This is a genomic window from Pseudomyxococcus flavus, from assembly GCF_050038885.1.
Taxonomy (GTDB): domain Bacteria; phylum Myxococcota; class Myxococcia; order Myxococcales; family Myxococcaceae; genus Myxococcus; species Myxococcus flavus.
The window spans coordinates 7,800,060-7,813,302 of record NZ_CP143624.1 but is presented as its reverse complement, the minus strand read 5'-3'; the positions used below and the strand labels follow the sequence as shown (position 1 = coordinate 7,813,302).

Sequence of the window (13,243 nt, the reverse complement as noted above, 5' to 3'; positions counted from 1 at the left end):
CCCGCTAGCCCCAATGCGCTGCGTCGTCAATCCGACGCCGGGGCATTCCGACCTCCTGGGTTGTGGCCATTTGACCGGGGGGACTGATTTTTATCAGACACATCGGCTACGGTGGACGACCATGCTCGTCGTCCCATCCCACCTCGATGCAGTCACCGTCTACGCAGCGGGCGCGCTGTGTACGCGACTCGCCACGATTCCATCGACGGGGGGGCACCTCCCCTCGCAGGTGCGAATCGACGGCCTGCCCTTGTCGTTACAGCCGGGGTCGCTCCGCGCCTCCGTGGTCCGAGGTCCCTCCGGGCTCGCCGTGCGAGACCTCCGCCCCACCTACGACATCCAGCTTCCGCCCGAGGTCGATGTGCCCGCGGAGCACCGCGCGCTGGTGGAAGCCCAGTTCCACCACGCCCAGATCCAGGGGCAGCTGTCGCGCGTGGTGCAGGAGCTGGAGAGCGTGTCGAACCTCGCGCCCGGGTTCCCGCCCAGGCCGAAGGACGGCCCTCCCGAACCACGGGAAGCGCCCGTGGCGGCGATGCTGTCACTCATGTCCTTCGTGGATGCCGAGTTGGAGAAGCTCCACTCGCGCAAGCTGGACCTGGAGCGGCAGCTGCGCGACGCCGAGGCCGAAATCACCCTGCGCCGCAACCGCGTGGCCGAGGCCTCTTCCTCCCTCCGGGGCCAGCGTGCCCGCGTGCACCGCGCGGTCGTCCTGACGCTCAGCGGCCCACTGCCCGCCGAGCAGGGCGCGCAGCTCGCGCTCGAATACGCCGTCCAGGGCGCGCGCTGGGTTCCCACCTATGACTTGCGCCTGCCCCGGACGCTCGAAGAGGGCACGCTGCGCATGCGGGCCTCGGTGCTCCAGCGCACCGGTGAAGACTGGACCGGCGTGAAGCTGTCCGTCTCCACCGCGGACCTCGCCCGGAACGCGGAGGTGCCGGAGCTGAAGGCCCTGCGCATTGGCCGCCACCAGCCGCCCCCGGCGCGCTCGGGATGGCGAGAGCCACCTGCCGGGTTGGATGAGCTGTTCGCGGGCTACGACGCGGTGCGCGCGCCCATGCCCGTTCCGCAGCCCACCCTCGGTGGCGTGTTCAGGGGGGCCCCGGCACCGGCTCCCAAGCCAGACGGTGCGGCCCGCCTGGAGCCCTCGGAATCCTATGAGCCGGAAGCCGACCTGGCCGTACCGGAGTCCATGCCCCCAACTGCCCCCCCAGCGGCGGCCCCCAGGAGCGTTGGGCGAGTGCGTCCCGCGGCCTCGGCGGCGCCCATGAAGAAGCTTGGGTCCCGAGGGGGCGCCATGATGCCGCGCGCCAGCAGGCCGCCCATTCCCGCGGAGGTGGACGCAGAACAGGAGGAGGCGCTCAGCGACGACGAGCTTGCGCTCGAGCTCGAAGGCGGCGGGCCTGGAGGCGGTGGCGGCGAAGAACGCGCGCCCTCCAGGCAGGAGCCGTCGGACGCGCTGCTGGACTACGACCGGCTGGCGCTGGCTCCCGCGGACGAGCCCGGCTCGCGCGGCCGTCTGCGCCCTCGCGCCGCGCACGCCACCCGGGAGCTGCGGGCACTGGCGGCGATTCACGTGCAGATCGACATCACGGCGCTCATCGCGGTGAGCGAACAGGAGGCCTCCTCTGTCTGGGCGGTGTCCGCCCCCGCATGGTCGCAACCACCGCGTGCCTCGTCGCAGCACTTCGACGCGCGCTTCGACGTGGAGGCACGGGCGGATGTGCCCTCCGATGCGGTGTGGCACACCGTGCCGGTCCTGTCCGTCCCGGTGGGGCTGGCCGCCGAGTACGTCTGCGTCCCGTCCGTGGAGCCGCGCGCCTTCCGCACGGTGCGGCTGGAGAACCGGACGCCGTATCCCCTGCTCGCCGGCCCCGTGGATGTCACGCTGGAGAGTGAATTCCTGATGACGTCGCCGCTGCCCACCATGGCCCCCGGCTCCACGCAGCGCCTGGGCCTGGGGGTCGAGGAGTCCATCAAGGTCGCGCGCAACACGCGCTTCGACGAGGCCACGGGCGGCATGTTCGGCGGCTCGACGATGCTCACGCACCACGTCTCGGTGGAGCTGGCGAACCGCCTGTCCAACCGCGTCCTCGTCGAGGTGTGCGAGCGCGTCCCGACGGTGCCGCCCAGCGCGGAGAAGGACATCAAGGTGGAAGAAGTCGAGGTGGCGCCGGTGTGGCAGAAGCGACTGCCGCTGCCCGGCGAGCTGAAGGTGGAGGGTGAGCGCGCGTGGCGTGTGGTGCTCCAGCCCGGTGAGGCACAGACGCTGAAGGCGACATGGACCGTCAAGATTCCCGGCAACAAGATGCTCGGGGGCGGCAACCGGAGGACATGATGGGCACCCCATTCACGCTGCCGGTGGTCAAGGTCACGGTCCTGGAGGACCGGGCGCTCGTCGAGCGGCGAGGTGAAATCCCACTGTCCGTGGGCACCCAGCGGCTGCTCGTCCAGGGGCTGTCCCCGCTCGCCGTGGACCGGTCGCTCCAGGCGAAGGTGGCGGGCGGAACCATCTCCCAGGCGCGCATCCGGCGGACGGCCCGTCCCGTCCCGCCCGAGGCGCAGCGCGAGCACCGCACCGAGGTGAGCCGGCGCGTCGCCGAGCTGGAGCAGGACCTCCGGCGCTTCGAGGCGGACGCAGCGCGACTGGAGGCTCGCAAGCGGCTGCTCAAGGCCGCGCGTGCGGACGTCTACCGCGCCATCTCCGAGCAGGCCGGCGCGGGCCAGGCACGACCGGAGGCCTGGCGGGAGCAGTTGGAGGCGGTGCGGCGGGAAGAAGCGTCCGTCGACGCGGCACTTCACGACAACGTCCGGCAACTCGGTTCGCTGCGGAAGCAGCTCGAAGAAGCCCGGGCCTCGCAGTCCTTCGCCGAGCCGGAGGCCCAGCCGAAGCTCGACGTCCAGGCCGAGCTGGAGGTGGGCCACCCCACCGGAGGCTCCGCGACGCTGTCCATCACCTACCTGGTCCCCTGCGCGGCGTGGCGTCCGTCCTACCGGGCCACGCTGTCCCGCGAGGGCGCTGGCGAGGCCGTGACGCTGGAGTGCGAGGCCGTCGTCTGGCAACGCACCGAGGAGGAGTGGAAGGACGTCGAGCTGGCCTTCTCCACCGCGCGTCCCACCCTGGGCGCCTCGCCGCCCCGGCTCCAGGAGGACCGGCTGTGGCTCCGCGACAAGACGGAGCGCGAGAAGCAGGTCGTGGAGGTGGCCATCCGCGAGGAGGTCATCCAGACCACGGGAGAACCCGGTGCGGCCCGGCGGGAGGACGCCCTGCCCGGCATGGACGACGGAGGCGAGCCCCTGACGGTGGCGGCGCCCCACCGGGCCAGGGTGCCTCCGGACGGAGAGCCCTACCGCGTGCCCCTCTTCCAGTTCACCGCGCCCGCGACCTCGGAGCTGGTGGCCTGCCCCGAGCAGTCGCCCCTGGTGCACCGGGTCGCTCGCTTCGACAACGTGGGCCCCACGGTGCTGCTCGCGGGCCCCGTGAATCTGGTGCGCACCAGCGGCTATGTGGGGCGCGCGCAGCTGCGCTTCACCGGCAAGGGTGAGCGCGTGAAGCTGGGCTTCGGCAGCGAGGACGCGCTGCGCGTGGCGCGCACGGAGGAGCAGGCACGGGAGACCAGCCGGCTGACGGGCCGCAAGGTGACGACGCACAAGGTGCGGCTGTTCCTCTCCAACATGGGCGCGCAGTCCATGCCCGTCGCCATCGAGGAGCGGATTCCCGTCTCCGAGGTGGAGTCCGTGGAAGTGCAGCTGCTGCGGGAGCAGATGAAGCCCGCGCCGGCCCGGGTGAGCGAGGATGGCATCGTCCGCTTCGAGCTGACCGCCGCACCGCGCTCGCAGCGGGAGCTGGCGATGGACTACGTGGTCACGAGCGCGGCGAAAGTCGCGGGGCTCTGAGGCGGCGCTCGTTCCACCGCGAAACAGCCCTGGGGGGCCGGGGCTTCCGCCGGGAACGGGGCGGAAGCATTCCTCGTCCGAGAGGAAGCCCCATGAGCGTCATTCGCGTGGTGTGCACCGTCAGTGTGCTGGTGTCTTCCAGCCTGTCGCCGGCAGCCCTGGCGACGGAGGCATCCGAGGAGTCAAGGGCGCCCGGCCTACCGCCGCAGCTCGCCGTCGAAGTGGGCGGGACGCTGGCGCCCATGCGCCACCCGGCGACGCAGGTGCCCACGTTGCGTTCACGGGTGCGAACGGTGGACGCGCGCCGAGGCGCGGCGCGCCTGTCCGGTGGGATTCACTTCAACCTGGTTCGGAATTTCGACCGGAGCGACTGGTGGTGGACGAACGGCATCGATTGGTACCTTGCCGGCGGTGACGTCCAGGTCCTGGCGCTGCGGCCCGGGTTGGAGAAGCGGTTCATGCTGACACGGAGCCTGACACTCGGCCTCAGCATGTTCGGCAGCGCGGCGGAGGTGTCCCTGCCGACGGGGAGGATCAACGCGCTTCAGCCGGGGGACCCGGGCTACAGGCCCCTGGACGGAATCAACTTCTATGAGGGCCGCATGCGGAAGTGGGCCCTGGGCGCGGGCGGCCTGGTGGCCCTCCAGCTCCAGCTCGCCCGCCATGTGCATGGGCGAATCCACGGGGGTTACACCCACTACTTCCGAGAGGCCGCCGGCCTCAGGCCCACGCCCGACACCGAGCCCTTCGCGGTGGAGCTTCAAGGCCCCTTCGCGGGGGCGCTGTTGGGTCTCGACCTATGATGCCGGCTTCGGCATCCGTCCATCCAAAACACGCACCGCCATGAACGCATCCGTGCCCGTCGAAATCGCCCAGCAAGTCTCGAGCGCCGGCGAGTTGCTTGAGCGTGACCTTGCCGGTTCGCTGCAATCCATCCACCTGTTCGGCTCCGCGGTCGATGGCGGGTTGAAACCCCAGAGCGACATCGACCTCCTGGTCACCGTCAGCGCCCCACTGCCCGACACGGTTCGACGCGCGCTGATGAGGGACCTGCTGTCGGTCTCGGCATGGCCGGTGACACGCGAGTCGCTCCGCCCTCTCGAAGTGACCGTGGTCGTCCGGGATGCGGTCGTTCCCTGGCGATACCCGCCGATGCGCGAGCTCCAGTTCGGGGAATGGCTTCGCGCGGAGCTCGAAGCGGGCCACGTTCAGCCCGCCATCGTGGACCACGACTTGGCCATCCTGCTGACCAAGGCACGGCAACACAGCATCCCCCTGCTGGGCGCGCCCGCCTCCGAGTTCTTCGCCCCCGTGCCCCGGGGCGATCTGGCGAGAGCGCTCCACGACACCGTGCTCCAATGGAATGAAGCCGCGGATTGGAAGGGGGACGAAAGGAACGTGGTGCTCGCGCTGGCGCGCATCTGGTTCAGCCTGTCGACGGGCGGAATCGCGCCCAAGGACGTCGCGGCTCAGTGGGCCATCGAGCGCCTGCCGGATGAACACCGGGCGCTCATGCAGCGTGCGCGGGCATCGTACCTGGGAGAGGCGCAGGACGACCTGGCGAGCCGCGGCCCAGCAGTCGCCGCGTTCGTTCGGTTCGCCAGAGAGACGCTCGAAGGAGTGTTTCGGGAACTGCAGCCGGCCCCTCCATCACCTCGCTGAGCGTCCTGGAAGCGCGATGGGCAGGGCTGGGTCCGGCCACCTTGGACGTGCGGTGATGCACTCAAGATGCGTCGCGCACGAGGTCCCGGAGCTGCCGGGCGGCGAGTCCGCTGGGGACGAGCTGGAAGAGCGTATTCCGCATGAAGCGGCCCGCCGCGTTCTCCCACTGGGCCACGCGGCCCACGTTCCATGAACGGGTGACGAACGCATTGGCCCGCTCGCGGCGACGCGCCTCGTAGGCGGCCAGCGCCGCCTCCACGGGGCTGTCTCCGGCGAGGCACTCGCCCAGCACCACCGCGTCCTCGATGGCCTGACATCCGCCCTGCCCCAGATTCGGCGTCATCGGATGCGCGGCATCGCCCAGCAACGTCACCCGGCCCCGGCTCCAGCGGCCCACGGGCGGCCGGTCGTGGATGTCCGTGCGGATGATGTTCGCCTCGTCCGTCGCGGCGATGAGGTCCGCGATGGGCGCGTGCCAGCCCCCGAAGATGGACTGCAGCCGCGCTCGCGACTCGCCGGGGGCATCCTGCCCACCCGCCGGCGCGTTCTGCGTGGCGAACCAGTACATCTGACCGAAGCCGATGGGGACCACGCCGAAACGTGCCCCCGCGCCCCACGTCTCGGAGACGAGGCCTGGCGTCGCACTGGGGACTTCAGGGCAGACACCCCGCCAGCTCGTGTAGCCCGAGTAGCGCAGCGGCGCGTCGCCCAGCAGGGCCCCACGCACCACCGAGCGCAGTCCATCCGCCCCCACCAGAGCGTCGCCCGTCACGGAGCTTCCGTCCGACAGCCGCACCGTCACCGTCTTGCCGTCATCATGGAACGCCGTCACGGTGCAGCCCAGGCGGACGTTCTCCTCCCCGGCGTGAGCCAGCAGGATGGCCTGGAGCCGTGCCCGGTGGATGCACACCAGCGGCAGCCCCAGCTCCTCCTGAAGCCGGGACACCGGCAGCCGCGTCAGCGCCGAGCCCGATGGCCGAAGGATGGCGCTGTCCGTGGGACACGCCCCTGCCTTCGCGACCTCGTCACACAGGCCGATGCGGCGCAGCGCGGCCGTCGCGTTCATCTGCACCGTGAGGCCCGCCCCGACCCATCGCAACGCCTCGGAGCGCTCGAACACGGTGACGGAGAGGCCCGCGCGCCGAAGCGCACAGGCCAGCGTGAGTCCACCGATTCCAGCTCCAGCGACGAGGACGTGTCGGGGCGTTGCCGTGCTCATGACTCGCGCTTTAACAGGAATGGCGCAGCGAGTCGTGAGTCACGTGCAACCCGATGGCGTGAGGTCAGTGCTGCACCACCGCCACGTAGTTGCCGTACCGCGTCTGGATTTCCGACACGTACTTCACGGGCTCGGAGCCCCGGCAGTACCCGTGGCGGGCCCTCCGGAAGTGCTGGGGCTTCTCCAGCATGAGCATCGCCTTCTCCACGTTGCCGAACCACTTGTTCGGGTCCAGCCCCTGCTCCTGGGCCAGCCGGCGTGCGTCCAGCACGTGGCCCAACCCCGCGTTGTAGGAGGCCAACGCGAAGCGCAGCCGCTGCTTGAAGGGAATCTCCGGGGCGACGCGGCCCAGCATCTGGTGCATGTACTTCACCCCCGCGTGGATGCCCTGCTCCGGGTCCTCCAGCTTCTGGAAGCCCAGCTCCTTGCCCGTCACCGGCATCACCTGGAAGAGCCCCTGCGCCCCTACGAAGCTGCGCGCCTTCGGGTCGAAGCGGCTCTCCTGGAACATCTGCGCCACCATCAGCCGCCAGTCCAGGCCGTAGCGCGCCGAGTACGACTGCACCAGGTCGTCATACGGCGAGATACGTCCCTCAGCCGTCGCGATGCTCGTCGGAGGCGGCTGGTTGCGGCGGCCCTCGAAATAACGCCGGCGCGTCATGTTGTACTCGACGCCACGGTAGGTCTTCTTCACGAAGCCATCGAGGAACTCACGCAGCTTCACGTTCTCCTTCCGGACGGCGAAGGCGATGCCGTAGTGGCCGTCCTTCCCCGCGGGCTCGCCCTGCCCCGGCAAGGTGAACGCGGCCTCGACGTCATCCCGGAACACCTGCTCCGCGGCGAGGATGTGGCTGTCGGTGACGGTGTAGGGAATCTCGCCGCGCGCCAGGCGGTCCAGCAGTGCGCTGATCTCCTGGTCCTCGGGCTCCTCGACGACGTTGAAGCCGTGCACGCCCTTCAAGGCGTTCAACGTGGCCAGGTGGCTGGTGCCCGTCGGCACGTGGATGGTCTTCCCCTTCAACGCCTCCAGCGATTCGACCTTGGGAGCTCCGACGCGCTGGACCAGCACCTCGTCCGTGTAGAGGTAGGGGCGACTGAAGGCCACCAGCTGCCGGCGTGCCTCGGTGTCCGTCATCGCGGCGGCGATCATGTCGCCCCGCCCTTCCTGCAACCACGGGATGAGCTGCTCGAAGGTCGGAGGAACGACGACCTCCAGACGGACGTTGAGCTCCTTCGCGACCATGTTCGCCAGGTGGTAATCGAAGCCAGCCTGGTCGCCCCGGTGCAGGTAGTAGCTGACCGCGCTGTTGCGCGTGAGCACGCGCAGCACGCCACGCTTGCGGATGCCGTCCAGGTCGCCCGTGAACCGCTGCTCGCGGTACTCGGTGAGGGCGTGCTCCACGAGGAATGTATTCAGCGCGGTGCGGAGCTTCGGGTTCTCCAGGCGCATCGCCCACGCCAGGGGCCGCGCCGTGGCGATGGGGAACAGCCCCTCCACGTCCGTGTTGTACGTCTCGATGGCCGCGAGCAGGTGGCTGTCCACCACCGTCAGGGGAATCTCGCCACGAGAGACCTGCCACACCAGGTGCTCGGGGTCGACGGACTCAGGGGCATCGGCGATGACGAGCCCCGGCGCCTTCTTGTCGAGCGCCCGGAGCGATGCCGCGAAGGTCGAGCTGGGACGCACGTGAACGGTCCGGCCCGCGAGGTCCTCCACCTTCCGAGGCAGGTTCTCCGCGCCTCGGCGACCCACGACGACCTCGTTGACCCGCGTCAGCGGGCGCGTGAAGGCCACCTGCTTCTCTCGCTCCTTCGTCACGGCCAGGTCCGCGGCGATGACGTCGCCGTGGCCCTCCTGAAGCAGGGGAATGAGCTTGTCGAAGCTATCGACGGTGAGGAACTCCACCGTCAGTCCGTGCTTCGCCCCGAAGCGCTCCAGCAAGGCGCGGTCCTGCGCCTTCGGCATGCCCTGGCGCGGGAGGAACTCCTCTTCGGTCCCCTCCACCAGGACTCTCAGCACCCCGCGCTTCTGGAGCTCCGGCATGTCTCCCTTGAAGGGAGGTCCCTTCAGCCGCTCGGAGGTGGACTCGGTGGCAGCACCCGTGGGCGCCAACGCGGCTTCCGGGAACGGTGAGTCCTCCGGGTTCGCGGGCGCGGCAGCGGCTGCGGGCGTCTTGGGCGCCGCGGGGGCCTCCGCGGGCTCTCGCTTGCAGGCGACAATCAGGACCAGGGCGGCGGATAGGAGCCACCGCGTGGACGTCAGGCTCGTACGGAACAAGGTCATCAGGTTTCATCCCCCTTCGCTCGGATGCCCCCGACGCGCCGCCCCATGGCCGGCAGCGCACGAACACCCTCGGCAGAATTCTCTACCCGATTCCGTACGGTCGATTGAACCCTTCCCGAGGGTTGACTTGCCAGGTGGATTGCGATGCACGGCCGCGCCGCACGCGGACGCACTCTCACGTGGAGTGCGCGGAGCACGGCGTCATGACGCGTGACTCAGCCGAACCAGCGGCCCGTCTCGGGCGCGAAGACGCGGACGCGCTCGGACAGCGCGGGCGGCAGTCGTGCTCGCAGCGTGGCGTGGACGACTTCGGGCGAGGCCGACTGGCTGAAGTGCATGAGGATGAGGGTCTCGTTCCGGAACTGGTCGGCCCGCGCGATGAGCTCGTCCAGGTGGAGGTGGCCCCACGCCTGCGCGTCCTCCACCGTCGTGTGGCTCGCATCGACGAAGGTGCATTCGAGAATCAGGACGCGGGAGTCGAGGAGGCTCGGCTCCGTCTCCAGAACCCGGGAGAGGGTGTCGGTGGCGTAGGCCAGCTCCAGCCGCTCGACCTCGTTGAAGAGGTCCTCTCCGGCCTGCCTCCGGGTCGCGATCTCCTGGGGCGGGAGTGCTTGATACTCGGGACGGAGCTTCGTGACACGACGGAAGAACTGGTAGCCGAGCGATGGCCCTGGATGGTGCGTCTGGAATGCGCGGACGAAGAGGCCACGCCCGAGCGGCTGCTCGTCTCCCGGCCGCATCGGCACGGTGTGCACCGCCATGGTGGTGTGGTGAAGGCGGGACATGGCGGCGAGCGCGTCCTGGACGTTCGCCTCGATCTCAGCGGGCAGGAAGACTCGCGGGGGTGTGGCCTTCCCGATGAGCCCGCGGATGCCGAGAAACGCTCCCAGTCCGCTGGCATGGTCGGGATGCGCGTGACTGAGAAAGATGCGGTCAGTGCCGCAGAAGGAGCGGATGGGCAGCCCCACATCGAGCACTGCGTCCAGCTCCGGCACCTGGAGCGACGTGTAGACGCCCCCCACGGATATGCCGCGAACGGTGTAGGGCCCTGCTTTCACTTCGGTCATCATCGTCAGGACTCCATTTTTCGTGCGGCCAGCGTTTCGTATACCGGCTCCGAACGAATGGGCAGCCCGAGCTGGCACGGAGCGCTCGTCGAGCGTCACGCCGCCAATGCTCGGACCAGCGCCTGACGCACCGCGGAGCGCACGGGTGCGGGGACCTCGTCGCCGGGAATGCGGCGACAGAGGGACACCGTGCGCTTCAACGCGTCACAGGCCTCGGCACAGCGCGGGCAGCGTGACAGATGGTCCTCCAGCCGGACACACGTCGCCTGGTCCACATCCCGCGCCGCGAACGCGGAGAGCTCGCGCGCCAGCTCCTGGCATCCAGCGCGTGCGCCCTCGGCGTGGTCCCCCATCAACGTGGCGAGGTGCTCTCGAAGCTGGAGCCTCGCCCGGTGGAGCCGGCTCTTGAGTGCCCGCACCTCGATCCCCACCACCTCCGCGGCCTCCTCGGCCGTGAGGCCCTCGACATCCCGGAGGATGAGCACTTCACGCTGTGCCTCGGGCAGCGCGAGGATGGCGGCCTGGAGGACTTCCCCCATCTGCCGTGCATGCGAAGCCATGTCCGGCGCGGCGTCCTCCGCAGCCACCTGGGCGGCCACGGCGCCATCGAGAGGCTGGAATGCACTGGGCGCCCCGACGCGCCGCCGACGCTGGCGGAAGCAATGGGTGCGCGCAATCTGAAAGAGCCACGTGGAGAGTCCAGCTTCGCCCCGGAACGCGTGGATGTTTCGGAACGCAGCAATGAGCGTCTCCTGAAGTACCTCCTTCGCCTCGTCCTCGGAGCCGCACATCCGCAGGCCATAGCGGTACACCTGCATCTCGTGGCGAGCGAGCACCTCCTCCAGTGCCTGCGCGTCCCCCTCTCGAGCTGCGTCGAGCAACTGCTTGTCCGTCCGCGACGGGCTCACTCCGGGGCCTCCTCCCTCACGTTCCAATCCATCGAGAAGAACGCTGGAACGGCAGGATACCTTCCTGAGCAGCCCCATGAAGTCGGCCGGTGGCGGGCATGAGGTCCCGCCCGCGGCGTGCGGTTTCGTGACGATCGCCTCGGCGCGACAACTGCGATACCCACCTGCCAGCCGGCTCCGTGCACCGTGACGACCAGGTCGCGCTCACTCCCACGCCGACATCGGGCCCAGGTTGACGACCTGCTGGAAGCCGCGCGCCTTCAGCAGGCGCTCGGCGCGACTGCTTCGCGCACCACTTCCGCAATAGACGACCACGGGCTGCTCCGGCGACCCCAGCTCTCCGAGCCGTTCCTGCAAGGCGTCCACCGGAATGTTCACGGCTCCCGGCAAGTGACTGGCGGCGAACTCCTGTGGCGTACGCACGTCCACCAGCAGCGCACCCGCATTCACCAGCCGATGGGCCTCATCACGAACAGGCCGCTGGTGCGCACACGCAGAGAGAAACAGGGCAACGACGACGAACACGGTCTTCATCGAATGTCTCCAGGGTGTTCCGGCGGCGCCTCGCCGCAGGGGTATGAGGCCCTGACTCGTGAGAGCCACAGAGCGGGTCGGAGGATTCCACCTGTGAGCCCAGGTGACGCCGGAAATGCCGCCCCATGCCGGAGGTTCAGCAACGCCCTACGGTGAGGACGCTGCGGCGCCGCCGAGCGTCTCGACCTTCTCGCGCTTGCGCGCCTGCACCACCTGGACCAGGTACATGCCGGCGAACATCGCGGGGACGAAGACCAGGAGCTGAACGGCCCCCGTGGCCAGCGAAGTGAGCGCGGGCCCCGGGCAATACCCGCCCAGCCCCCAGCCCACTCCGAACACCGCCGCGCCCGCGACGAGCTTCCCATCCACGCGCCGGGCCGCGGCGGCTGGAAACGCGGCGGCCGCCCAGGGCCGCGCCCGCTTGAGGATGAGCGGCCGCAACGCGGCGTGCACGGCGATGGCTCCGCCCATCACGAATGCGAGCCGAAAATCCCAGGCCCCAGCGATGTCGAGGAAGCCCAGGACGTTGGCCGGGTCGGTCATGCCGCTGAGCCCCAGGCCGATGGCGAAGAGAAGACCACTGACGAACGCGCTGAAAGGACCCATGGTGGAAGCTCGTTAGAAGACGTGGCGAACCAGGTAGACGGTGAGGACGCCCGTGGCCATGAACGTGACGGTGGCCACGATGGAGCGGAGCGAGCCTCGGCTGATGCCGCAGACGCCGTGACCGCTGGTGCAGCCGTTGCCCAGTCGTGAGCCCACGCCCACCATCAGCCCCGCCCCGGCCAGCATCGCCGCGCCGCCCAGGCTCAAGGGCGCCGGCGCCGAGAACGCCTGGGGAAGCAGCCATGCCAGCAGCAGCCCCCCAGCCAGGAGGCCCGCGGAGAACTGGAGGCGCCACGAGACGTCCCCTCTCACAGGCATCAAGAGCGAGCCCACCACGCCGCTGATGCCGGCAATGCGTCCATGGGACAGGAGAAGCAGCGAGGCGCTCAAGCCGATGAGCGCACCGCCAAGCAGCGGAGCGAGGAGGTCGGAAGTCATCATCCTGTGAGAGCCAGTGTCCCACGCGGAGGATTCACGCCGAAGCACGTCGGGCGAGACGAATCCTCCTCGCTGCGCCAGGATGCGCGCGTCGCATCTTCACTCCAGGCAGGGTCCCCTCATGGAAACCGCATCTCTCCAGGAAATCGTCGCGCCGGAAGGCATCTGCTACGGCTGCGGCGGCAAGAACCCGCACGGACTGCACATCAAGAGCTACTGGCATGAAGACGGTGTCCACGTCATGGCCCGCCACACGCCCGAGCCCCAGTACAGCGGCTGGCCGGAGCTGGTCTACGGCGGCCTGATTGCCATGCTCGTGGACTGTCACTCGAACTGGACGGCCATGGCCTACCACTACCGAGCCGAAGGCCGCGCGCCGGGGAGTCAGCCACCCATCGAGTGCGTCACGGGCAGCCTCGGCGTGAAGTTCATCAAGCCCACGCCCATGGGCGTCCCGCTCACCCTCCGCGCGCATGTGGAGGGCGAGGTCGGCCGCAAGAGCCGCGTCATCTGCGAGGTCTATGCCGGGGAGACGCTGACCGCGGTGGGTGACTCCATCTTCGTCCGCGTCGACACCGCGCAACTCCAGGCGGCGGCGCACGGCCGCGACCGCTGAGGCGCGGTGCGCCCG

At 69.6% G+C, this 13,243-nt stretch carries 12 protein-coding genes; 5 read left to right on the top strand and 7 right to left on the bottom strand.

Annotation, left to right across the window (positions count from 1 at the left end):
- Positions 1-121 precede the first annotated feature (121 nt).
- The 4 genes from VZL07_RS32770 to VZL07_RS32755 all read left to right on the top strand — a co-directional run bounded on the left by VZL07_RS32770 (position 122) and on the right by VZL07_RS32755 (position 5,556).
- Positions 122-2,335, top strand: coding sequence for a mucoidy inhibitor MuiA family protein (locus VZL07_RS32770; RefSeq protein WP_426751882.1), 2,214 nt, complete (start codon positions 122-124; stop codon positions 2,333-2,335).
- On the top strand, positions 2,335-3,894 hold the full coding sequence (locus VZL07_RS32765; RefSeq protein WP_426757416.1) for a mucoidy inhibitor MuiA family protein: 1,560 nt from the start codon (positions 2,335-2,337) through the stop codon (positions 3,892-3,894). The genes VZL07_RS32770 and VZL07_RS32765 overlap by 1 nt, the downstream gene beginning before the upstream one ends.
- A 92-nt stretch (positions 3,895-3,986) precedes the next feature.
- Complete coding sequence (locus VZL07_RS32760) at positions 3,987-4,697, top strand: hypothetical protein (protein ID WP_426751881.1); 711 nt, start codon at positions 3,987-3,989, stop codon at positions 4,695-4,697.
- Between the two features lie 40 nt (positions 4,698-4,737).
- Positions 4,738-5,556: an AadA family aminoglycoside 3''-O-nucleotidyltransferase gene (locus VZL07_RS32755; RefSeq protein ID WP_426751880.1), complete on the top strand. Its 819-nt coding sequence runs from the start codon at positions 4,738-4,740 to the stop codon at positions 5,554-5,556.
- A 61-nt stretch (positions 5,557-5,617) separates the two neighbouring features.
- Here VZL07_RS32755 and VZL07_RS32750 read toward each other — a convergent pair whose 3' ends face one another.
- The 7 genes from VZL07_RS32750 to VZL07_RS32720 form a co-directional block, all read right to left on the bottom strand.
- The gene (locus VZL07_RS32750) at positions 5,618-6,775 is read right to left on the bottom strand and encodes an FAD-dependent monooxygenase (RefSeq protein ID WP_426751879.1); all 1,158 of its coding nucleotides are present in this window, start codon (positions 6,773-6,775) and stop codon (positions 5,618-5,620) included.
- Positions 6,776-6,839: 64 nt separating this feature from the next.
- On the bottom strand, positions 6,840-9,059 hold the full coding sequence (locus VZL07_RS32745; RefSeq protein WP_426751878.1) for a transporter substrate-binding domain-containing protein: 2,220 nt from the start codon (positions 9,057-9,059) through the stop codon (positions 6,840-6,842).
- 215 nt (positions 9,060-9,274) lie between these two features.
- A complete protein-coding gene (locus tag VZL07_RS32740) occupies positions 9,275-10,129 on the bottom strand; it encodes an MBL fold metallo-hydrolase (RefSeq protein WP_426751877.1) in 855 nt (284 codons plus the stop codon).
- A 92-nt stretch (positions 10,130-10,221) separates the two neighbouring features.
- Positions 10,222-11,034, bottom strand: a complete 813-nt coding sequence (locus tag VZL07_RS32735) for a sigma-70 family RNA polymerase sigma factor (protein WP_426751876.1) — start codon at positions 11,032-11,034, stop codon at positions 10,222-10,224.
- A 204-nt stretch (positions 11,035-11,238) separates the two neighbouring features.
- On the bottom strand, positions 11,239-11,568 hold the full coding sequence (locus tag VZL07_RS32730) for a rhodanese-like domain-containing protein (protein ID WP_426751875.1): 330 nt from the start codon (positions 11,566-11,568) through the stop codon (positions 11,239-11,241).
- Positions 11,569-11,715: 147 nt separating this feature from the next.
- Positions 11,716-12,174, bottom strand: a complete 459-nt coding sequence (locus VZL07_RS32725; protein ID WP_426751874.1) for a DUF6691 family protein — start codon at positions 12,172-12,174, stop codon at positions 11,716-11,718.
- A 12-nt stretch (positions 12,175-12,186) separates the two neighbouring features.
- Positions 12,187-12,660: a YeeE/YedE family protein gene (locus VZL07_RS32720; protein ID WP_426751873.1), complete on the bottom strand. Its 474-nt coding sequence runs from the start codon at positions 12,658-12,660 to the stop codon at positions 12,187-12,189.
- A gap of 73 nt (positions 12,661-12,733) precedes the next feature.
- Here VZL07_RS32720 and VZL07_RS32715 point away from each other — a divergent pair, with 73 nt between their 5' ends.
- A complete protein-coding gene (locus VZL07_RS32715; protein WP_426751872.1) occupies positions 12,734-13,228 on the top strand; it encodes a PaaI family thioesterase in 495 nt (164 codons plus the stop codon).
- Positions 13,229-13,243: the final 15 nt, after the last annotated feature.